This window comes from Undibacterium sp. Ren11W (genome assembly GCF_049340485.1).
Classification (GTDB): domain Bacteria; phylum Pseudomonadota; class Gammaproteobacteria; order Burkholderiales; family Burkholderiaceae_D; genus Undibacterium.
Window position 1 is genome coordinate 42,907 of the sequence record NZ_JBMPPB010000012.1, and the last position, 22,332, is coordinate 65,238.

General features: G+C 50.8%; 18 protein-coding genes. 6 read left to right on the top strand and 12 right to left on the bottom strand.

Annotated features, from left to right (window positions below):
• Positions 1 to 24 precede the first annotated feature (24 nt).
• Positions 25 to 2,781, bottom strand: a complete 2,757-nt coding sequence (locus ACO0K8_RS20655) for a M16 family metallopeptidase (protein WP_422948541.1) — start codon at positions 2,779 to 2,781, stop codon at positions 25 to 27.
• 164 nt (positions 2,782 to 2,945) lie between these two features.
• Positions 2,946 to 3,776 (bottom strand): D-hexose-6-phosphate mutarotase, encoded by an 831-nt coding sequence (locus tag ACO0K8_RS20660; RefSeq protein ID WP_422948543.1) that lies wholly within the window; start codon positions 3,774 to 3,776, stop codon positions 2,946 to 2,948.
• Between the two features lie 257 nt (positions 3,777 to 4,033).
• Here ACO0K8_RS20660 and ACO0K8_RS20665 point away from each other — a divergent pair, with 257 nt between their 5' ends.
• The 4 genes from ACO0K8_RS20665 (at position 4,034) to ACO0K8_RS20680 (ending at position 10,952) form a co-directional block, all read left to right on the top strand.
• A complete protein-coding gene (locus ACO0K8_RS20665; protein ID WP_422948544.1) occupies positions 4,034 to 5,263 on the top strand; it encodes a GIN domain-containing protein in 1,230 nt (409 codons plus the stop codon).
• A gap of 156 nt (positions 5,264 to 5,419) precedes the next feature.
• Positions 5,420 to 7,789: a mechanosensitive ion channel domain-containing protein gene (locus tag ACO0K8_RS20670; RefSeq protein WP_422948545.1), complete on the top strand. Its 2,370-nt coding sequence runs from the start codon at positions 5,420 to 5,422 to the stop codon at positions 7,787 to 7,789.
• A 125-nt stretch (positions 7,790 to 7,914) separates the two neighbouring features.
• Positions 7,915 to 9,108, top strand: a complete 1,194-nt coding sequence (gene torT / locus ACO0K8_RS20675; RefSeq protein WP_422948546.1) for a TMAO reductase system periplasmic protein TorT — start codon at positions 7,915 to 7,917, stop codon at positions 9,106 to 9,108.
• Between the two features lie 20 nt (positions 9,109 to 9,128).
• Positions 9,129 to 10,952 carry a GGDEF domain-containing protein gene (locus ACO0K8_RS20680; RefSeq protein WP_422948547.1) on the top strand — a complete coding sequence of 608 codons (1,824 nt, stop codon included), beginning with the start codon at positions 9,129 to 9,131 and terminating at the stop codon, positions 10,950 to 10,952.
• A gap of 16 nt (positions 10,953 to 10,968) precedes the next feature.
• Here ACO0K8_RS20680 and ACO0K8_RS20685 read toward each other — a convergent pair whose 3' ends face one another.
• Both ACO0K8_RS20685 and ACO0K8_RS20690 read right to left on the bottom strand, forming a co-directional pair.
• Positions 10,969 to 11,385, bottom strand: a complete 417-nt coding sequence (locus ACO0K8_RS20685; protein ID WP_422948548.1) for a hypothetical protein — start codon at positions 11,383 to 11,385, stop codon at positions 10,969 to 10,971.
• A 110-nt stretch (positions 11,386 to 11,495) separates the two neighbouring features.
• On the bottom strand, positions 11,496 to 12,404 hold the full coding sequence (locus ACO0K8_RS20690; protein WP_422948549.1) for a TraB/GumN family protein: 909 nt from the start codon (positions 12,402 to 12,404) through the stop codon (positions 11,496 to 11,498).
• A 226-nt stretch (positions 12,405 to 12,630) separates the two neighbouring features.
• On the opposite strand from ACO0K8_RS20690, the gene ACO0K8_RS20695 reads away from it, so the two are divergent.
• On the top strand, positions 12,631 to 13,422 hold the full coding sequence (locus tag ACO0K8_RS20695; protein WP_422948550.1) for a substrate-binding periplasmic protein: 792 nt from the start codon (positions 12,631 to 12,633) through the stop codon (positions 13,420 to 13,422).
• A gap of 212 nt (positions 13,423 to 13,634) precedes the next feature.
• A complete protein-coding gene (locus tag ACO0K8_RS20700; protein WP_422948551.1) occupies positions 13,635 to 14,441 on the top strand; it encodes a substrate-binding periplasmic protein in 807 nt (268 codons plus the stop codon).
• A 25-nt stretch (positions 14,442 to 14,466) separates the two neighbouring features.
• Here ACO0K8_RS20700 and ACO0K8_RS20705 read toward each other — a convergent pair whose 3' ends face one another.
• The 8 genes from ACO0K8_RS20705 to ACO0K8_RS20740 form a co-directional block, all read right to left on the bottom strand.
• Positions 14,467 to 15,087, bottom strand: coding sequence for a pyridoxamine 5'-phosphate oxidase family protein (locus tag ACO0K8_RS20705; RefSeq protein ID WP_422948552.1), 621 nt, complete (start codon positions 15,085 to 15,087; stop codon positions 14,467 to 14,469).
• A 48-nt stretch (positions 15,088 to 15,135) separates the two neighbouring features.
• Positions 15,136 to 17,166, bottom strand: coding sequence for a UvrD-helicase domain-containing protein (locus tag ACO0K8_RS20710; protein WP_422948553.1), 2,031 nt, complete (start codon positions 17,164 to 17,166; stop codon positions 15,136 to 15,138).
• A 924-nt stretch (positions 17,167 to 18,090) separates the two neighbouring features.
• Positions 18,091 to 18,360 (bottom strand): hypothetical protein, encoded by a 270-nt coding sequence (locus tag ACO0K8_RS20715; RefSeq protein WP_126127440.1) that lies wholly within the window; start codon positions 18,358 to 18,360, stop codon positions 18,091 to 18,093.
• A 284-nt stretch (positions 18,361 to 18,644) separates the two neighbouring features.
• Positions 18,645 to 20,396, bottom strand: coding sequence for a phospholipase effector Tle1 domain-containing protein (locus ACO0K8_RS20720; RefSeq protein WP_422948554.1), 1,752 nt, complete (start codon positions 20,394 to 20,396; stop codon positions 18,645 to 18,647).
• On the bottom strand, positions 20,393 to 20,824 hold the full coding sequence (locus tag ACO0K8_RS20725) for a hypothetical protein (RefSeq protein ID WP_422948555.1): 432 nt from the start codon (positions 20,822 to 20,824) through the stop codon (positions 20,393 to 20,395). Before ACO0K8_RS20725 ends, ACO0K8_RS20720 begins: the two co-directional genes overlap by 4 nt.
• Before the next feature lie 103 nt (positions 20,825 to 20,927).
• The gene (locus ACO0K8_RS20730; RefSeq protein WP_422948556.1) at positions 20,928 to 21,416 is read right to left on the bottom strand and encodes a hypothetical protein; all 489 of its coding nucleotides are present in this window, start codon (positions 21,414 to 21,416) and stop codon (positions 20,928 to 20,930) included.
• On the bottom strand, positions 21,413 to 21,919 hold the full coding sequence (locus ACO0K8_RS20735) for a hypothetical protein (protein ID WP_422948557.1): 507 nt from the start codon (positions 21,917 to 21,919) through the stop codon (positions 21,413 to 21,415). Before ACO0K8_RS20735 ends, ACO0K8_RS20730 begins: the two co-directional genes overlap by 4 nt.
• Positions 21,916 to 22,332, bottom strand: a complete 417-nt coding sequence (locus tag ACO0K8_RS20740; RefSeq protein ID WP_422948558.1) for a hypothetical protein — start codon at positions 22,330 to 22,332, stop codon at positions 21,916 to 21,918. The genes ACO0K8_RS20735 and ACO0K8_RS20740 overlap by 4 nt, the downstream gene beginning before the upstream one ends.

Consider the following 22,332-nt stretch of genomic DNA (forward strand, 5'->3'; position numbering starts at 1 on the left):
TTTTCTATTTCTAGCCATCCAAATTTACTTGGCGACAGCCTGCATTTTTGCCACATCGCCAGCCATAAACACACTCAGTTTTTCCGGCGTAATATGGCGACGAAAGGCTTGATTGACTTGCTCCAAACTGAGCGCGGCGATCTTGTCATCGAGAGCCTGACTCCAGGCCCAGGTTCTTTGTAAATACAGATTACTATTCCAACCGCCCGCCAGACTGGCATCACTGCTACGGCCCTGCTGCCTTTGCTGCAATAGACCCGATTTGGCGCGGGCTAATTCTTCGGCACTAAAGCCCTCTTTGAGCGCACGCGCCAATTCTTCCTGGATCGCGTTTTCCAGCTTGCTCAAATTCTGCGGTGCGGCGATTGCGCTGATGCTAAAACTGCCGACGGCATCGATAGAACCGGCACTAAGACCCGAACCACCGCCATACGAGAGGCCGTCTTTCTGACGCAAACGTTCCATCAAACGCGAATTAAGCCCGGAGCCGCCGCCAAAAATATAGTTGGCCACTTGCAGCGCCGGGTAATCGGGATGCTGGTCGTTCAACGCCAGATTCATCATGCTGCTGTAATAGGCGTTCTCTTTGTCCGGGGTATTCAAGATTTGTCTGACCGGTGCGATCTCATCGTAATGGCTCTGCAAGCGCGTATAGGCGCTGTGGCTAGCCCAGTCGCCAAAAGCGCTGGCCACCGCTTGCTGCGTGCTGGCGATGTCGAGATCACCGACGATGGATAGCTCGGCCTTGGAGGCGCCGTAAAACTGCTGATGAAACGCCTTGATGTCGGCCAATTTTACGGCCCGGATGCTGGCGATGCTGTCATCGAGACTTTCTGCAGCACGGCTATCGCCCTTAGGATAACGATCAAAATGCAGCGCCATCGCAGTCCCGGCCACACTGCCAGGTTCATTGCGGCTAGCCTCCAGGCCGACCAGCGATTTTTCACGCAACTGGACAAATTCGCTTTCAGGATAACTGGCATCGCGCAAAATATGCGCCATCAAGGCCAGCGCAGCGCTTAAATTGGCACGGGTGGTCTGGAAGTTATACACCCCACCGCTGATCTTCAGTTTCGAGAATTCATCGGCCAGTTGTGCACGGCTAAATTTGCTGGTGCCCGTGGCTAACAGGCTATCGGCAAACGAGGCGATATGTTTTTTACCGACCAGACTCGCCTGATCGCCCCAATGCAAACGCAGCGCGACATTTACGGTTTCACCACGGTTTTTTTTCGGCAATAAAGTCAGTTGCACGCCACCGACCACGCTGTGCTGGCTGCGCGCATCGATGTTGGCCGGGCTAGGATCAAATACTTCTGCGCTCAGAGTATTGGCCTTGGCGCTGAAACCCTGCATCACCGTAGCGATACTCGGTGCCATCGGAATTTCAGCCCGTTGTGGCGTATCTTCCGGCACGAACATACCTACCGTGCGATTGTCGCGCACCAGATAATGTTGCGCTGCCGCCTGCACTTGGGCTGACGTCACCAAATCGGTACCGTCTCTGTCTTTGAACAAATAACGCCAGTCACCCATGGCAATGTATTCCGACATGCCCACGCCGATTGCTTCATGATTATTCAAGATTTTTTCATAGGTGTTGGCGCTATCGCGTTTGACCCTGTCCATCTCTTCTTTAGTGGGTGGATTTTTTTTAAAATCTTCTATGCCGGCCAATAACAATTCTTTCGCCGCGGCCAGCGATTCACCCTTCTTCACCACTGCGCCGATAATCTTCAAACCGCTATCTACGCTACCCATGCCAGTCGAAAATACCTGCACCACTTTACCCGTTTCTACCAGTTGCTTATGCAGGCGGCCATGCGGCGCGCCGGTCAAGATGCTGCCGGCAAAATCCATCGCTTCGCGGTCTGCATGTAAGGCCGCCGGCACCTTATACGCCATCATGAGTAATTGCAGATCGCCCTTGCGACGCACTTCAAAACTACGCTCGCCATCTTGAGTAGGTTCGCTAGTCCAAAACTCTGGCAGGCTGCGGCTAGGCTTGGCGATTGCACCAAAAGAGCTGGCGATCCAGTTCAGGGTTTTGCCCTGTTCAAACTTACCCGCGACCAGCAACACTGCATTGTCTGGCTGATAGTAGGTGCGGTAAAAATTTTGTAAATTCGCGATCTTGACGTTCTCGATATCGCTGCGATTACCTATCGTCGAGTGGCCGTAGTTATGCCAGTCGTAAGCCACGCTTTGCAGGCGCTTCATCAGTACGCCGCCGGGAGAGTTCTCGCCGCTCTCGTACTCATTGCGCACCACGGTCATCTCGCTATCCAGATCTTTTTTGGCGATTTTGGAATTGACCATGCGATCGGCTTCCATAGCCAAAGCCCATTGCAGATTATCGTCGCCGGCCGCAAACAACTCGTAATAATTGGTGCGGTCTAGCGAGGTGGTGCCGTTCATGCGCATGCCGCGCCGGTTGAACTCTTCGGTAATCTTGGCGTTCTTAGGCGTGCCCTTAAACATCAAATGCTCGAGCAAATGCGCCATTCCGGTCTCGCCATAATTCTCATGGCGCGAGCCGACCAGATAAGTGACATTCACGGTAACGGTAGGTTTCGAGGCATCCGGCATCAACAACACCTTCAAGCCATTTTGCAAACGATATTCGGTAATCCCTTCAACACTGGTAACTTGCGTCACGCCCTTAGGCAAGGCCTGCGCCAAAACCGATGACGCGCCAATCAGAAAAATCGCCGCAGAGACGCCGACACGCGCCAGAGGTTTGAGTGTGAGGTGGAACAAAGTACGTGCAGCAACTGACATAAATTTTCCTGAGAGAAGACTAAAACGAACAACAAACTAGACCTGAATAACAATATACTCCCTACCTGTATATTTAGACTACGCAATCAGGACGTGCGCAAATAGCCTGATTATCCTAAGTTTTAAGGGAGTATATGTATTCCTGTATTTTTTCCAGCAAAAACCTAGGCGCGCTTAGCGGCTAGCACCCGCATGCTTTGCGAGCCTGACCAGGCAGTGCCTGCCGCCAGATGCACCGGCTGCATGATGGCCGCCGCTTCTACACATAGCATGCGCTGATAACCGTCGGGCTCTAAGTCACTAAGGCTAGACCCTTTTTCTGCGCCGGGGTTCCATATCACCGCATCAGAAAATCCGGTTTGAGTAATAACGGTGGTTTGTTGCGGCTGGCGCAACTCGATTGCGGCGGGAATATTCGCATAAATTCTGTCAACTTCGCCCTCTACCCTAAGCCATGCGGCGTTATCGAGGCAATCGCTGATACCACTCACCGAATCGCGATAACGCAGACCCTGTAAGCCGTGCAATTGCACGTCGGCGATCTGCTGTACGGCAAAATAGGTGTGCAGGGCGCAGGTAAAGCTAAAGGCCGTGTCGCCAGTATTTACCACCGTCAAAGCGATCTGCAGGCTATCGGCAAAGACGCTCACGGTCAGCTCGGCTTTGAATATCTGCGGCCATAGTTGCAAACTGGCGCTACTCTCTTGTAGCTCGAACACGGCTTGGGCAACGCCATCAGCATTTTGCCCGGCACGTAGCACTCGCCAGACGGCGGTGCGGGCAAAGCCGTGTTTAGGCAAATTACCGAGCGCAGCGAACTGCGGGAAAATCACTGGCACACCACCGCGTATCGCCACACCTTCGCGCAACTCTGAGGTTTTGCTTAAGAACAATTGTTCAGCACCACCAGCCGGTGTCCACGAACACAGGTGCGCACCATGCGTGTACAGAGCGGCACTAGCACCGTCGCTAGCCTTGAGTAAAACACTTTCCATGAATTTCATCCTTGTTTGCTATGAGGCCAGGACTCCGTTTGCGGGGTCGAAGTCTGGCGTTTCAGTACCGTCGCAGGCATGAGTAAAGTCTCGGTATTGTAATTGAGCCGGTCTGTCCATTCCGGCTATTTACGCCTGCTTACTCGCTTTTTGCAGTCTGTCGCTATTCTCTGCTATTTTTTGCTAACTGGCTTAAGCTGCCGTACATCAGGCAATTCTTCACCAATTTAAGCAATCACCACGACCTTGAGGCCGCAATGAACATACCACTAGCAAAGACCTGCAGCATCATCGCCACCCTGAGCGCACTGAGCCTACTGAGCGCTTGCGAATTCCGCTTTAACGGCGGCGAGCAAGCCACGCCCAACGAGAAAATCGTCAGCGAAAAACGCCAGCTAAGCGGTTTTGATGCGATCAGTAATTCCACCCCCTTCGATCTGATCGTCACGGCCGAGGGCGAGCCCGGTGTAGAAATCGCCGGCATCGAGCATCTGATCAGCCAGGTCGAGACCGTGGTTGAGGGTAACAGCTTAATCGTGCGTTATAAGCAGAGCGGTAAGCTGCACCTGTCGTGGCGACAAAGCCCGCTGACTGTAAAGGTTACTCTGCCCAGCTTACACGCTGTCAGTAATAGTGGCAGCGGCGACATCAAGCTGCTCAGATTGCACGATGACGCGCTACGCATAGACTCCTTGGGTGCTGGCGAGATCGAGGCTAGCGGCAAGGTCAAGAATCTGGAGCTACAAGTGAGTGGCAGTGGCGACCTCGATCTGGTACAACTGAGCAGCGCCACTACCAAGCTCAAGCTGATAGGTAGCGGCAATATCAAAATGCACGCAATTAGCCAAAGTCTAGAGGCAACACTGAGCGGTAGCGGTGATCTGCAAGTCGATAACTTGCAGTCGGTACAGGTAGATATCAGTATCACAGGGCCGGGCAATGCCAGCTTAAATGGCGTAATCAGCTCTTTGCAAGCGCAGCTGTCCGGCTCTGGCGACCTGCGGGTAGAGCGGCTGCAGGCGCAGCTGGTTAAACTCAGTCAAAACAGCTCCAGCGAAGTGCACTTGCAGGGCGAGACCAAGACACTGCAACTGAACTTAAGCGGCTCGGGCGAGGTCGATGCCAGCGATCTGGCGGTAGTTGACGCCGACGTGGAGAGCAAGGGATCGGGCGGGCTGAAACTTCACTCCCTCAGTGGCAATCTGAAAGCCAATTTTTCCGGTTCTGGCGATCTGGATGCGGGCTTCAAACAGGCCGGTCAAATCGAATTGACCGGGCATGGTTCGGGCGAGTTCGTGCTGTCGGGCGTGGCAAAAAAACTCAAACTACAAATGTTAGGGTCCGGTAATCTGCAGGCCGATGGACTATTGCTAGAAGAAGCCAGCGTCAAGGTGAGCGGCTCGGGTGAAGCGATCGTCAAGGTCAAATCGAACACCAACGCCGAGGCACGCCTGGTGAAGATGGACCGCACTGGGGTACTGGAATAAGAACTCAGAGCGCAATGCGCAGCAGAACGTCGTCAAAAAACACCAGATCACTACGCGAATAGCTCTCAAATGGGGCGACAAGCATTCAAAGCGCAAGACTCGAGGGTATGATAACGCCTGATTAAATTTAGACTGGCTACGCCATCCCTTTCCTTTATGCTGCCTCTTTTGCCACCATTTGCACACCGCCTGCTGAATCATCTACCGCGCCTGCTGCTCGGCCTGGTGTTGAGCGCCAGCGCGCTGGCAGGCCCGCTCGACGCCTTAATCCCCAAGCCGGCCGCCGCCCCCACCGCGCCTAGCAGCGTCGCCACCGAAACTGGTCAAGATGCCGAGGCGCTGCGTATTAGCGATCGATTAGACAAGATACAAACGCTGCTGGCAAATTTAAACCAGGGTGATGCCGCAACTCAGAAGGGTTCTGCGCACTGGGCCCAAGCCGAACGACGTCGGTTTTGGCTGGAAATGGAGCGCCAGGCCTATCTGCAACATCTGGCTGCGCTTGACGGTATCAGGGCGCATAGAGCACGCCAAGCCGAAAAATTATCCGTCAGCGCCAGCACGGTAGAAGATCAAAACACCCAACAATTAACTTTGCGCGGATTGACCGAGCAGGAAATCAGCAACTTACAAAGAAATCTGGCGATACAGGAGCGCTATCTCGAGACCATAGGCGGCGAATTACAACGTAGCGAAACCGAATTACGTCAAGCTCAGGAAACGCTGGAAAAAACCCTAGCCTTGAGCAAGGAACGCAGTCTGGCAGCGTCAGCCCTGGAACTTAGCCGTCATAAAAAAAATGCCTGGTCGGCGTCGCTGGCAGCAATCGATGCACGCATGCGTTTTAGCCGTATGCGCTTACAGGAAAGACGTGAGCTAGTGCTTGCCATGAACACCGCCACCCCGGCAGAAGACGGACAACCTCGCACCAATGCCTTGCTGGAAGAAGAATTTGCGCGCATCGCCAGCAATCAAAAGCGCTATCAGGAACAGCAACAACAACTCGATAACAATGCCAAATTATTGCAAAATTCCTTGTCGGATCTGGAGCGACAACAGGAAAAAATCAGCACAGCATTGAGTGATGCGAATACAAAAAACAGAGCCGATTTAGAAACCAAAAAACAAGTTTTTCCTCAGCAAATGCAATGGTTGCAACTACGCCTGGAAACCAACGCAATCCACTTCGGCATACTCTCCGATTTACTCATGAGCGACCTGTTGCAAGGTGCTTATTGGAGAGAGTACCTGGCCTTTACCGAGAACGGCCAGAGCAACTCTCTGGAAATTTTAAATACGCGTAGCGCGCTGTGGCAACAAAATTTAAACGAAGTCGAAAAATCCATGCAAATCGCAGCCGGTATCGCGCAGGATCAGATCGCCTATTTTAGCAAGGCGGCGCAAGCTGACAGCGACGATTTAAAACGCCATTGGCAAGAGCGTCAAGATGCCTATGCCGAAGCGCTCACCGATTTAAGACGCTCACGCATGCGCTTTACTGAGCTCAAAGAAACCATCGGCCAGGGCAGTGATAAGACCATCGCCATGCGGGTCGATTATTGGGGCGACAAATTACGTAGTGGTGCCCGCAATACCTGGAATCTGGAGTTATTTAGCGTCAACGATGTGATCAACGTTGACGGCCAAAATGTCACGATTGATAGGCCAGTAACCATAGGCAAAATGCTGATGGCGATCATGCTGTTGACCATAGGATTTGCGATTGTCGTGTTTATCGTCAATCGCATCGAAAACCTGCTGGTGCAGCGCGGCAAATTCGCCGAAGTGTCGATCAAGATCACTAAGCGTTGGTTGTTGTCGGCGATTTTCATTATTCTGCTGATCAATTCTCTGTTATTGGTGCGTATCCCGCTGACGGTATTTGCGTTTCTCGGCGGTGCGGTGGCAATTGGTCTAGGTTTCGGCATGCAGACCTTGCTGAAAAATCTCATCAGCGGCCTGATGATGTTGTTGGAACGCCCTTTCAAACCGGGCGACACCATCGAGGTCGGTGGTCTGCGTGGGACCGTGGTCGATATGAGTGTGCGGGCAGCGGTGGTGCGCGATGTCAATGGCATCGACACTTTGATACCGAATAGCAGTTTTCTGGAGCAAAACGTCACCAACTGGACCTACTCCAACAGCATGGTGCGACAGGGCATCAAAGTCGGCATCGCCTACGGTAGCGATGTGCGCCTGGCTGCCAAATTACTAGAAGACGATGTGCTACGCCATGGCCAAATTAGTAGCGCACATAAGCCAGAAATTTTGCTGGAGGATTTTGCCGCCGACGCGCTCGCCTTCGGTGTCTACTATTGGCTGGATATGTCCACCGGCGTGGTCGGTCGCCAGGTGGCGAGTGACTTGCGTTTCATGATCGAGGCCAGTTTTCGCAAGCACGATATCGCGATCGCCTTCCCGCAACGCGATGTTCATCTCGATAGCGCCAAGCCGCTACGTATACAGATAGAAACCAGTAGTGCCGTAGCGCTGAAGGAGAGACCGCAGAGTGAGGCTCAGGCATAAACCTTGCTGTTTTTGCAAATGCAGACATCTACTTTTTTGTGACAATATTTTGGCAATTCGGGTTAAGATCAAAATACACCAGTTGCTGCAAAAAACGCTAGATTTTTTACCGCAGGAGCAATGCTATGACGACAAGTAAAACCTGGGCTATCAGCAATGCGATTGGTCAGTTTGCGATTTGCGCGCTAGCATTTAGTGCCTCTGCCCTGCTGGCCTGCGCTAACGCGGCTGGGCCAGCGTCAACAGCTTCTGCAGATAAAAAATTTCTGCCTATTCCGGTTTATTCTATTTATCCGCCTGTCAAAGCACATCAGACTGCCGATGTCGCTCTGGCCTATGGCCGCGTTGTCAACGGTCATTACGCTACGGCAGCAGCGGCCAGTAAAGTCTGGCGTATCGCCTTCTTATTTCCACACATGAAAGATCCGTACTGGATAGGCTGTAACTACGGAGTCATCAGCGAAGCGCGGCGTTTAGGGATTGCCGTCGATATTTTTGTCGCTGACGGCTATAACGATCTGGTCGGCCAATTGCGCAAAATGGATGAGGCGATCGCCGCCAAATACGATGCCATCGTTATTTCTCCTTTGAGTTTAACGGCGAATAATTCATCGATCGCCAAAGCGCGCGCACTAGGGATACCGGTGTTTGAGCTGGCCAACGACAGTACCAGCGATGATTTGACGATTAAAGTGACGACCTCACTCAAGAGTATGGGCATTGATGCCACGCAATGGGTGATACGTGATGCGCAAAAGCGCGGTTTAAAATCCATTAATATCGCTTTGCTACCCGGACCTTCTGATGCCGGTTGGGTCAAGGGAGAAGTAGAAGGCACGCGCGAGGCAGCACAGAATGCCGCGATTAAAGTGAATATTCTCGACATTAAATATGGCGATAGTGAACGTATAGAGCAAACGCAATTGGCGGCATTGCTACTGGCCGAACACGGTAAAAATCTTGACTACATCCTGGGCTGCACCGGCTGTGCACCAGCGGCAGTTTTACCACTCAAAGAGGCCGGATTAAGTCGAAAAATACGTCTGGTCGCCTTTGATTTGACCAGCGAAATCGCCAACCTGATAGAAAAATCTGCCATCGTGGCGGCATCCGATACCAAGGGCGTCAGCCAGGCCAGGGTGGCGATCAATGCCGCAGTCAATTTTTTAGAGAGAAGAAGCACGGAAGCACCGCATACCATCTTGATAAAATTGGGCATGCTCGATCACAGTAACATCGCCAATTACGCGTTTGATACCTCGATCGCGCCTGCTGCTTATATTCCGCAGCTTAGCTATGCCCCAGAATCGAAAAAATAAATCGCAGCGATCACCAACCCATGTCTATCCGTCGCCTAAAACATAAGCTTTTGTTGAGCGTGGTGTCCATCAGTCTTTTGGTGGCACTGGCGTTTATGCTAGCGGCCTCGTTACTGATACGACAGCAGCATCTCGATCAGTCCAATGCGCTCTTGCATAAGGCTTCAAAAATTATTCAAAACACGCTAGATGAGCGCAAAAATCTGCAGTTGATCGCAACGCGACGGCTCGCGAACCAGAGCAATCTTGGCTCAACGGTTTGGTATCTGACGCAATATGCCCAATCTGAAGCCGACCGCGATACCCTATTTTCTACCTATCAGCAATTGGTTAAGGACACCTACAAACTAGCCAGAACCGCGCAACTCTCAAAAACTAGTATTTATGATGCCAGTGGAAGCCTAGTCTCATTTGCCACCCTCGATGGACTTGAAGAACTAGCCGGTTTTGTCGAGCGCACGCCTAAGCCGGGCTTACAAATATTTAACTTAACCGAGGGGGAAGAGATTAGCCGAAAAACCTTGAGCTCGCGTACATCGGTCGACAGTATTAGCCTCAATTTTGGCACCAACATGCCAAAACAAGAGAAGGTACAGTACGCCGTGGTAGATGGTTTTTTGGCGGTAGTGTGCCAAGTTCCGATTTTTGGATTGGCCTTTGACGCAAACACAGGCAAGCAAGAAAACAAACAGCAAGGTCTGGTGGTCAGCGTACAGACGATAGATCAAAATCTGGTCGATAGACTGTCGCGCTTAAGTGACACCAAGATTAATGTTTTTACGCGGCTAGGCTATAGCGTCGGTAATCTGCCTGCTTATCTTTTGCCGGAATGGAGCGGAGTGCCTACCGGGGCATCAGCCAATAACAGCGATATGGCATTAAATGAAATTACAGTCGATGGCGAGGGCTTTTATCAAAATTTGATTCCAATTTTGGGCCCGCAACAAATAGCTGGCACTATCGTTGCGCTACATTCAAAAAAAATAGTTCAAAATAATACTTGGCAGATGATAGGAATACTGGCTCTGATCGCGTTTGGCAGCCTGATACTTATTTTTCCATTTACCTGGTACTTTGCCAATTCGATTTCTCAACCGCTGACGACTCTGAGCCGGGTTTTTCGCGGTGTCGCCAACGGCCAACAAGTCGACGCCATGAGTGCGGAGTGGAACCAACTCGCCATGGAAAAAACCCGCGATGATGAGTTGGGTGATTTGACCCAAAGTTTTATAATGATGGTGGCGGCGGTCAAACAAAAAATTCAGCAAATTAATGAAATTAACGCCTCGCTGGAACAGCGGATAGAGCAAAGCACTGCGCAATTACGGACTGCCAATTTAGAGCTACGGCGTTTGGCAAATATCGACGCCCTGACCGGCCTCTATAATCGTCGCGCATTTTTTGAAATTGCCAGTCTGGCGACCGCCCAAAGCAAACGTTCGCAACGTGATCTGTGCCTGATCATGATCGATGTCGATAATTTTAAATCCATCAATGACCGCTACGGCCATCCAGTTGGAGATCAAGTGTTGCGTCAAATCGGACTATGCTTAGCCACTACCGCGCGCGAAAGCGACACCCCGGCACGCTATGGAGGGGAAGAATTTGTGGTGCTTGCTGCCGACACCGGTATAGCAGAAGGTATCGTGCTGGCAGAGAGAATCCGCCAAGCTTTAAAAACCATAGAGTTTGATGTCAACGTCACGAACATTGCACCTACCGCCAGCATGGGGGTCGGTTGTTTGCGCCAGGATGAGACTTTCGAGCAATTATGCGTGCGTGCCGACGCCGCTATGTATCAGGCAAAAAATGCCGGACGTGATCGCGTCAGCGAAGCGATTTAACAAAATCTAAATTTGTCTAATTTTTTCGCGTCCGGTACTCGTGTTTAAGCACCAGATGGCTGCTGGCGATCAGGCTATTCAAACCCAGTATTAATTGCAGCAAAACGTGTTGCGGCAAGACCCAGATCTGGCCACGCGGTGCTGCTAACTGGGTCGTGGCGCTGATCACCGGCGTTACCCATTCGGCTTCTGCGGTCAAGTCTAACAAGACATCGCCTTCAGAATTGGTATGCAGATACAGCTCGCCGCCATGCGCCAGACGAAAACATATGCCCTGCCCCTGCGTTCCATATTGAACTAGCTTAGGGTCTAGCATCTCTTGCAATTCGCGATTATTGAGATCCATCCAGGCTTCGACATCTTGTATCGTTTCCAGCGAGATCCATGGGTGTTCAGGCGTCGCTAAGTCCTTGCCTGCTGATTCCGATTGCATGAGCTTCCTTAAAATAAAATGTATAGAACTTAGGCAAAACTGTTTCAGCAAGGCGGATACAAGCATGCTGGAGCGATTTTGCGTAAGTGCTAAGGTAGTGCCGCTGGCGATTATTGATGTATCTGTTTGACCTGCAAACCTTGTTTTTGCAAGATATCGGTAATGCTATTGATGCCGGCAATATGCCCGGCGCCGACTACGATAAACAGTTTATTGCCGCTCGCCAGCATGCTACTTATTTGTTGCGCCATGCCTATATTTCTGTCATCGAGCAAGAGCTTCATAATTTTTTTTGAGCCTACATCTTTGCTGGCAGCTTCGCGCATAAGTTTGACCAGTGCTTCGGTATCGCCCGATTTCCAGGTCTCTATCATGGCATCGGTATCGCGTTGCATGTCACCACTGAGAAAACCATCCAGGGTTTGCTTGAGTAAGGCATCGCCGTCTTTATCGCTCAAACCACCCAAGACACGTGCCTGGAATTCTATACTCTCTAGCTCGATCACCCGTTTTTTATCGGTCTTGGCGCGTTTCAAAAAGTGCAGGTCAATCCCGTAGGCGGGATCATAGCCCTGCTTTTCAAACGCACCAATGGCCAAACCAGTTGCCACCATCGCTGGTTTATACACAAGAAATTGTTCGGCGGCATCGCCAACCACGCTTTGCAAAGCCGTCCAGGTAGCCTTGCTCAGATGTTTTTTGAGATTATCAGGTCTGCGATAGCTCAGCATGGGCATGGCTTTAGCGCTGGCTGCGCTATCGGTCGCGTCGATTTCTACCGCCAAAGTGTCGGCTTGCAGATACGCCGCTTCCACGCTAGCGGGCAGCGGATAAAAATCGGCCTTGGCCAGATGTATTGAACCAAACAAATACGCCGTGTTGCTGGCAGATTTAATTTCCCATAGTAAGCCTTTGGCCGCTGTATTGGCTTGCGCCTGACTAGGCAGCGCCGCTAGCAGCAAACCGCTAACGAGAAAAAAATTAAAAATGGGTACCAGCCTGGCTATTCTAAATCGCATCATGATTTCTATTGAGGCCTATCGATTGATTTCTGTTCGCGCTAATGTTCGCGCGCTCTGGCAAGTCTGAGAGTATGCCAGCAAAGCGACCGCCAACACTAGGCTAAGGAAATTTCTGGGGTATTTGTAAGTTAATTGCCGGGTATTTGCCTATCTGGCAAATATATTGCTACTATCGCGCTTCCGATTGTTCTGCCACCTGCTCACTGAGTCTATTTCACCCGTTATGCTTCCGTTTTCCACCGCCATCCAGAAGCTACTGCATTCTGTGATTTTTGGCCTGTTTACCCTCGTCTGTAATCTCAATCATGCCGCACCAGTCACCCCGATTCTGCCTTTGATGTATCTGGAAGCACGCGATCAACACGATCAACTACGCCCGGTCTCGCGTCTGTATCAAACCATGTTTACCTATTTTGAACAGGATATGGGCGTGAAATTTGAGATTAAACGCTATCCGTGGTCGCGTTTAATGCAGCATGCGAAAAACGGCGAAGGTCTGGTCTGGGCCATGACCAAGAACCAAGAAAGATTGCGCATCTTTCATTACTCACAGCCGATTTTTCGACGTTACGTTTGGATAGCTACCCGCAGCGACGCCAGTTTTAAGTTTTCTAGTCTCACCGACCTGAAAGGAAAAACCCTAGGTTTAGTCAGAGGCGCCAGCTACGGCGATGAATTCGATGAACAAAAAGGTAAATTATTTCAGGTCGAAGAAGACGTGGCGTCGCCCGCTGCACGCATGAAAAAACTCATCAACAAACGCATGGACGTGATGCTATTTAGCCACCGCTTTGCCACAGCCAGCGCGGTACAGGCGTATTTAAACGCCGAGGCAAAAAAATTAGGTCTAGACATGCCGCCAGGCGTCAGCTTTAGCATACTCAACAAACCCTTGTTAGCCGACGATATGTATTTCGCAATACGCGCCGACCGGGACGATGGCATCATCAACACCATCAATGCGTCCATCGCACGCGGCAAACGCTCTGGAGAAATTACGCGTCTGGCCAAATAGCGACATCGATCTGATCAAAATCAGCTAAAAATACACGCTGTGTCTATACTCAATTGCCGGGAAAAGATGAACTGGCGCATAATGAACTCTGCATCGCCAGACGGACCGGCAACCACAAAGCCAGTACGCTCTGCAGCGGCGCTAAAAATGTATCGGCATCTATTGCCTAAAATCACAGCGCTGACTTTAAGCTTGCGGATAAGGTTAGAACTATGCCAAAACCAAGTAGTAGATTACTCGTTCGCATACACCAGGGCTTGCTGCTAGGCGCGCTTAGCCTGCCCCTGACTACAGTGGCGGCGGTCGTCCCCCTGTTCATGAGTGAAGAACTGGACGAAAAATCGAATCTGGTGCCACTCTCGATACAAACTAACGCGTTATTGAGCTATCTGGAGCAAGCTCTGCATTTCCAATTTGAAATACGCCGCGTCCCCTGGAAGCGTGCGCTGGAAAGCGCACAAAACGGCGAAGGCCTGATTTTTGGAATCTCCAAGACCCAGGAACGCCAGCGCAAGTTGACCTTCTCGCTGCCTATTTATACCGAACAAAGTCTGCTGGTAACACGCTGTGACGCCCGCTTCCGTTTTAATTCCATGCAAGATCTTAAGGGTAAAACTTTAGGCATAGTGCGCGGCACCAGCTATGGCGAAGAGTTCGACCAGCAGAAAAATATACTGTTCAAAGTAGAGGACGATACCAGCAATAATCCGGCGCGCTTTAATAAGCTCAGCCAGGGACGCATGGATGGCTTGCTGCTGTATAGCTTCGCGCCTAACTTGGCAAAGTTAGAAACATCGCTGAATCAATTGTATGCTTCGCCGCAGAATAAGCCGCTGGCCAGCCCGGCCCAGCTATTTTGCGTGCAGCGCAAACCGATATCATCGGTAGAAATACATTTTGCAATCCGCCCCGATCGCGATCAAGGCTTACTGCAACAGATCAATCAGGTGCTGGAACGCGCCAAGCGCAACGGTGATCTGGCGCGCATCTATAGCTCTGATAGCAAACAACGCAAGTAACCAACTAAGAGAGACAGGTCAAGACCTAGTACAAACTAGCCTGTTGTCTGGCGCGCAGACCCTGGTCGTAGACCTCGGCCTCAATTTGCGCTTCACTCAAAGCCTCCAGTATCGTACCCGGGCTGGGTAAAGATGCCGGTGGCGGCGTGTTTTGCCATAAACCAGAACGGTAAATCGCTCTGGCACACTGGAAATACACCGTCTCTACGCTGATCACCAGCAAGCATTTGGGGGCCTTACCATCAACCGCACAGCGCTCCAGCAAAGCTGGGTCTACTGAGATTGCGGCACGCCCATTGACACGCAAAGTCTCGCCCACACCGGGGATCAGAAACAGCAGCGCCATACGCGGATCTGCCAGCAGATTGCGAAGGCTATCGACGCGGTTATTACCCTTGCGCTCCGGCAGCAACAAAGTATGTTGATCCTGTACCAGCACAAAGCCAGCGGCATCACCACGCGGCGAAACATCCAGACCATCCGGTCCGGCCGTCGCCAGCACCGCAAACGGCGAGGCGGCGATCATGGCCTGATAATGCGGATGCAGATAAGCCACCTCTTTACTCAAAGAAGGCGCGGCAACCTCACCAAACAAGCTGGCAAGTTGTGCGGGTGTTGTGATCAGATGCTGGCGGGAGTTCGGCATTTAATTTTCTCATTCAAATCAACAAAATTTGCTAAGTACGGACGCGAGCTATTCCTTAGGTCGGCTCAGCAAAGCCTTCAGATTGGCTAGCCTATTTTGCGGCGTGATGGTCTCCGCTTCGGTCGGTATCGCGATGCCTTCATCGAGCTTCATCTCTTTGATAAAACGCGAGACATCGCAATGCACGGGTGCGCCGGCGCGTTTGCGCTTTTTGCACCAGGTGATATGCAGGCTGCGCTGGGCCCGCGTGATGCCTACGTACATCAGACGCCGCTCTTCTTCTATGCGGGCGGCGATGGTTTCTACCGGCGCATCCGGATCGCCTTTATGTGGCAAGATGCCTTCTTCTACGCCGACCAAAAACACATGCGGAAACTCCAGCCCTTTGGAGGCATGCAGGGTCGACATGCGGACCGCATCGGGCTCTTCATCCTTGCCTTCCATCATCGTCATCAAAGCCACCATCTGGGTCAGATCGAGCAGGCTGCGATGCTCATCGGTGCCCTCTTTGCCGCCACTGCCCTTGGTCTTCAGCCATTGGGTAAAGTCGAGTACGTTTTGCCACTTGCCTTGCGCCGCTTTATCGTCAAAGCTGTCGTACAGATAGCCCTCGTAATTGATTTCCTTCATCAAATCATCGAGTAATTCTGAGGCATGGCCTTCGCGATGGGCATGCGCCTCGACCAGATTGATGAAGGTGCAAAATTCACGCAGCGGGCGCAATTGGCGCTCTGTCAGTTTGGCTTCTATACCGCCTTTAAACACGGCGGCAAACAGCGAACACTGCCATTGCCCGGAAAATGCGCCCAGCACCTCTAGCGTGGCCTGGCCGACCCCGCGTTTGGGCGTGGTGATGGCGCGGATGAAAGCCGGATCATCGTCTTCATTGGCGATCAGGCGCAGATAAGAAATGATGTCCTTGATCTCGGCTTTATCAAAAAAACTCTGGCCGCCTGAGATGGTGTAAGAGATACGTTCTTTGCGTAGCGCCTTCTCGATCACGCGCGCCTGATGATTGCCGCGATACAAAATCGCATAGTCCGACCACTTGGCCTGGCGCTCGAATCTGTGCGCAGAAATCATGATGGCGATCTGATCGGCTTCCTGCTCATCGTCTTGCATGCCGAGCACCTTGACCGGATCGCCCAGGCCATGTTCGGACCAGAGTTTTTTATCGAATAACTTGGGGTTGTTGCCTATCACCGAATTGGCCGCTTGCAGGATACGGGTACTAGAACGATAATTTTGCTCCAGCTTAATCAGTTTCAGATCCGGGAAATCCACCCCCAGGGTTTTCAGATTTTCGATAGTCGCACCGCGCCAGGCATAGATCGCCTGATCGTCGTCACCCACCGCGGTAAACATCGGCTTCTTGCCGATGCCGGTGACCAGCAGTTTGACTAGCTCGTATTGGCAAGTATTGGTATCCTGGTATTCATCCACCAGCAGATAGCGCAGACGGCGCTGCCACTTATCGCGCACTTGCTCGTTGATGCGAAACAGCTCTACCGGCAAGCGTATCAGATCATCAAAATCGACCGCCTGATAGGCCGAAAGCGTTGCCACATAGCTGCGGTAAATGCGCGCGGCAATCGCCTCGTCTTCATCCTTGGCTTGCGCCAGTGCCACATCGGGTTCGACCAGGCCATTCTTCCAGAGCGACATCGCGCCCTGAATGCGGCGTATCAATTGCTTGTCGGTGGTGATGGCCAGATCCTGCACCAGCGAAAAACAATCGTCGCTATCCATGATAGAGAAGCGGTCCTTCAAGCCCAGCGCACGCGCCTCTTGCCGCAAGATTTTCACACCCAGCGAATGGAAGGTAGAGACCGTCAGTTGCTTGGCCTGACGCGGCTCTTTGAGCAATTTGGCAATCCGCTCCTGCATCTCTAGCGCCGCCTTATTGGTAAAGGTCAGCGCCGCGATATGCTTGGGCTCGTAGCCATGGATTTCGATCAGATTGGCGATTTTTTGCGTGATCACGCGCGTCTTGCCCGAGCCGGCACCGGCCAGCACCAGACAAGGGCCGTCCATGTAATTGACTGCATCGCGTTGCGGCTGATTGAGACCGTGGGTCATGAAGAGAGCGGAGTAGATCCGGAAAAAAGGCAGGACGTATTGTAACGTGCGCAGCCAGCGCCGGTCTGGCTAATCCAAATCAGATATAAAATTGGAAGGGATCAGTTCAGTTTTCAATTGGCTTGCTTCCTATTTCTCCTCAATGGGGCTGAGGAATAAAGTTCTAATTGGCAACCCTTTCGCACGCAGACGCCTGCACGCTAACAATATTCTTATCGCCATCCAGATCATAGCGAAAATAAGTATGTACATATCAATTGGAATTAACCCAATAAATACTGTCAATGTCCAAAGAAGTAATCGCGTTCCCTCAGACACGCTTTTCAAAAAATTACGCCAAAAAGGAAAGCTTAGCAATGTCAGAACTGGAGCAGCAAAAAATATCGCTACGTACCCACAGCCGCCCTCGAAACAAGATCCAAACGTACCGAGTTCAGCAAACAAAGTAGTTACTAAAAGAGAGCTAACCAGTGACAGAAAAAAAGCAAGCATACTAAGCTCCGTTAATCATAAAAGCTGAACCTTGTGCACCACGGTTTTTAAGGCGTCTGATAAAAATAGATTGCGGCGGTATCGGTAATTTGTAATCCGGGTCTCGATCGGCTCCTGCGACTACGCCACCCCTGACGCTGATTACTGTCGTTGGATCAGTGCTGCGCAGGCGTGTGAGACCGGCGGCTGCATTTTTATCAGCATCGTCGAGGCGGGTCAGAAAGAGCTTATTGACAGCGTTTTGTTTATGTTTAAGGGATTGCTACATCCAATACAAATTCCATTCAATCCCACCCCATATGATCAATGTTTGAAATTGACCACCCGCCAGCGCGCATAGTCCATGCGGGCTGGCAGGGGCTGTTTTTAATTTCTGCGCTAATTTCTGCGCTAAGTGGCGGCGCGATGCCAGAGACTTAGCGCCAGCCGCGCTTAGCCTACAAAGAAACGTGGCCTATGGTCGCCCATCAGTGCGCGCAGATCCTTGATGCTGATCTCGCTCACTTCGTGCATGCGTATCAAGAGCGTAGAACCGACCGGCAACAGCCGATTGCGGATCTTGCTGATCACCGGTGGTGCGATATCGAGGCGCTTAGACAAGGCCGCATCGTTTTTTAAATTTAACAGTTTAAGTAAGGCATCGAGCAACTGCTCTGGTTGATAGTTGATGTCTGCGGAAGTGATTTGTAATAGATTTGCCATGCTAGTTTCGTGTAGTGATTAAAAGTTTATTGCTGTGCTGCTGTGTCGCTGTTGCATATTTGCTTTACTGCCTTGCTACTTAAGACTGAATCAACGATGTCATGAGTCGATAGAAAATATTTCTAGCACATTAAAAATGTAAAGACCGCTTGCGCATATTCCATGCGGGTTTCCAGCCTACCTGGCCTGCAAGGCGCATGGGATATGTGCGCTGGCAGGGGGGGTAAATTTTTGTTCGGTCAGGGAGCCGAAGCCGGAATACTTGCCTCGCTGTCGCTCGCTGCTTACTCGGTCACCATCTCTTTGGCCGGCTCGGCTTGCGGCGTAACCTCTGCTGGCTTCGCAAGCGGCGTTGTGGCCATGCATGCGGCGGGTTTTTCTTTGCTGTTGTCGCTCTTTGACACTTGGCCCGGCTTCAGAACTTTTTCTGTCGATTCTTCTATGCCGCGATTGGCAAAATAAGACGAAGGCTCTTTACCGGATAAAAAATCAGTGCGGGAATCATGCACGTAACGCTCAAAAAAATCGCACATCTCTTGCGAGGCATCGGTTTTCCAAGCGCTGACCATCCACGCCTGCGCCGGATAGCTGTAGCGCAATGCGCCGTACCACATCTGCATATCGTGGCCATTCTTAACCGCCAGCTCCATCGCCTTTGCTTCTTTGGCGATATCTTCTTCAGCGACGTCGAGGCGATGTTGCTCTTTTTTAACTTGATCGTGTTGCTCTTTAGCTTGCTGATAATTGGCGATGGCGGCTTTATTTTCTGCGCTTCTTGGGCCGAATTCTGGATCGTAATCTGGCCAGGCATCAGCCTGTTTCTTGGCCGCTTTTAGTTCTGCATCGGCTTTGGCGACCCGCATGGCGTTATTTGCACGCGATTCTGAGCTACATTTTTTGCGCTCCAGACTACCGCGATAACTATAATAGGCCGCCATATGTTTTTGCACCTGAGACTCTATGCTACCGCCAGCCGCGCCTACTGTGCCGCAGTAGAGGTCGTAGGCTTTTCTTGTGCTTTCTTCGACTTCAAATCGCTTAAAAATTGGGAAGTAGTCGCTCTTCAATTGCGCCAAATTAAATAGGCGAACACCGCAATCAAAAGCGTCATTACTCATATCGCCTAAGGGTATGCGCGCCAGATTATCGGTGCGGGCCTGTTTGTCGACCTCGTAGCCACCACCTATATCAGAATGCACGCCAGGGTAGACTTTTTCCAACATGCGCTCGCTATATTTCCCTTGCCTGCGTATCAGATCGACAGGGAAAGAATGACGCAACTCATGCGCGGCCACATAATGCACGCAACGCCATACAGCATCGTCCACAATGAGATCGCGCACACCCCAGGGTAGGGTCAGATTTTTTCTGGGCAAACCAAACGAAGCCACCGTATCAAACACCCCCAGAAACACCAGTCGTACCGGAATGCCGTCTAAAGTCAGGCCATCGCAGCCATCTGGCTTACATTGTTTCAACAAGCGATTAGTGAAGGCACGCGCCAGCGCCGCACCGCGCGAAAATCCAAAAATGGAAATATTGATACATTTTATTAAGCGATATTCACCCAATACTTCATTGAGTTTTTTAAAGCCCTTATCTTGATTCTCTTCGGCTATTTTTTTGACTTCATTATTAGCCTTACTGGCATTCACCAATAAGGCATTTCTTAAAGCGAAATTCATTTGATCTTCGCCTTCGTCCAAACGGATATCGCCACCGGCACCGAAGCCGTTCCCTAAAGCGCCATCTTGCATCCAGGTCCAAGCCGATTTGACCCAGCCCATCTCGCCATTGAAGCGGGTGCCGACTCCTGAAATATAGATACGATAAATGGCATTTTTTTCTTCATCGCGCGCACTATCATACAGACGGGCGACATTACTCCATTTTTTTAGTTCTTTATCTGCGTCGCGATTGTTTCCGGTGCCATCAAAAAAATAGGCGAGATGGACTACCGCCGAACAATCTTGTCGTTTATCAGGAGCCTCATTATCCACATCCCGGTTCGCGGCACATAATGCTTGCGTACTCATTTGGCAACATCCTTGAGGCGCTCACCCGGCAACCATCGTGCTGTTTCAACAAAAATTGTCTCATCAGGATAAATATGTATCGCTAATACCTTAGAGTCCGAGGGAATGTCTTTCAACATCGCACTTGCAGTGATTTTTTCTCCGAGACGAGGCGAATGTTCACCTCCGCTTAAAGCCCATTCAATTTTTTGCTCGCCAACATGGATAGGCACCCCTGCAACCATAGAGCCCCCAGTTCCACCTGGGCCATAAGCACCGAAGGAGCCTCCGGCGTATTGACCATTGATCGATACATCCATGATTCCTCTAGGCCAATAGTTATACACAACAACGGTCAAATTCATTTTTTTCTCCGCACAGGCATTCATTAAAGGGATAAAGCACAGTAGCAAGATCGCCATTGCGCGGTTTTTGATCAATTTTTTCATCCTAGGCTTTCCCAGATTAAGGCGTTATTCGAATTTTGCTGGTCTGAAAACTCCAGCTTCGTCGTTAAGACCATTTTGATTAGCGCACGTATTGCTTGTGCACTCATTTCTTTACATCCTGTAGGCGTTCGCCAGGCAAACGCCTGGCTGTTTCAACAAAGACTGTTTCATCAGGATAAATATGTATTGCTAATACCTTAGAGTCGGAGGGAATGTCCTTTAAAATCGCTGTTGCAGTAAGGGTCTCATTTAATCGGGGTAAATTTCCGTCCAACACCCATTCAATTTTTTGCTCTCCGACATGGATAGGAACGCCTGCTACCATAGATCCACCAGTTCCACCTGGACCATAGGCACCAAAAGAACCTCCAGCATATTTTCCATTAATAGAAACATCGGCAATCGCCCTGGGCCAATAGTTATACACAACAACGGTTAAATTTTTTTGTGTCGTGCCACAGGCGGTCAAGACAGGTAGCAGGCAAAGTAAGGACACCGCCGCTGCGAATATTTTGATTTTTTTATCGTTGAGGAAATTGCCACAGAAATTATATGATGCGCCGTTTATACAAGTTAAGGTTCTCGGATTCATTTTTGAATCCCTTCCGGTCTTGCTTCAGGAATGTAAGAAGTTACCTCAATAAATACCGTATTGTCTGGATAAATATGAATTGCTAAAACACGCGCATCTGATGGAAGTGCTTGTAAATTCGCAGTGGTCGAAATTTTTTCTCCGAGCCTAGGTGCGTTTTTACCACCATCAAGCACCCACTCAATTTTTTGCAAACCTAAGCTCACTGGCACACCAGAAACCATACCACCACCGCCACCGACACGTCCATTTTCGGCTGCTGGCGCCAGCCCAGCCCAATGTCCATTAATGCTGACATCTAAAATTGGGCGTGGCCAATAATTGAATACAACAGCGCTTAATTTTTTTTGTGTCGTGCCACAGGCTGTCAATAAAGGGAGTAGGCAAAGCAAGGAAACCGCCGCTGCGCGTAGCTTGCGTATGCCACGAAACGTCGGTCTGATAGTTTGCGCCATGCTGACACCAACTATGCTGAGCTGGCCCGTTAATGTCGATAGCTTCATCGTGGGTATCCTCGTGGTTTTTCGTCCGGCAGCCATTCTGCAGTTTCTACGAATACGGTTTCGTCTGGATAAATGTGTATCGCAAGTATTTTGGCATCCCTGGGAATTTCCTTTAGCACTGCGGTCGCGCTGATTTTTTCACCCAAGCGCGACTGCTTTTTACCACCATCCAGTAGCCACTCAATTTTTTGCTCACCGACAGTAATGGGTACACCCGTTACCATTTTTGAGCCAGTTCCACCAGGGCCATAAGCACCGAAGGAGCCTCCTGCATATTTCCCATTGATAGAAACATCCGCAATCGCTCTGGGCCAATAGTTATATACCACCACAGTCAGATTGGCCGAGGTAGTCGCACATCCGGCTAAGACGCTCAGGCTAAGGATCAGGCAGAGTTTTAAGAGTTGAAGCAT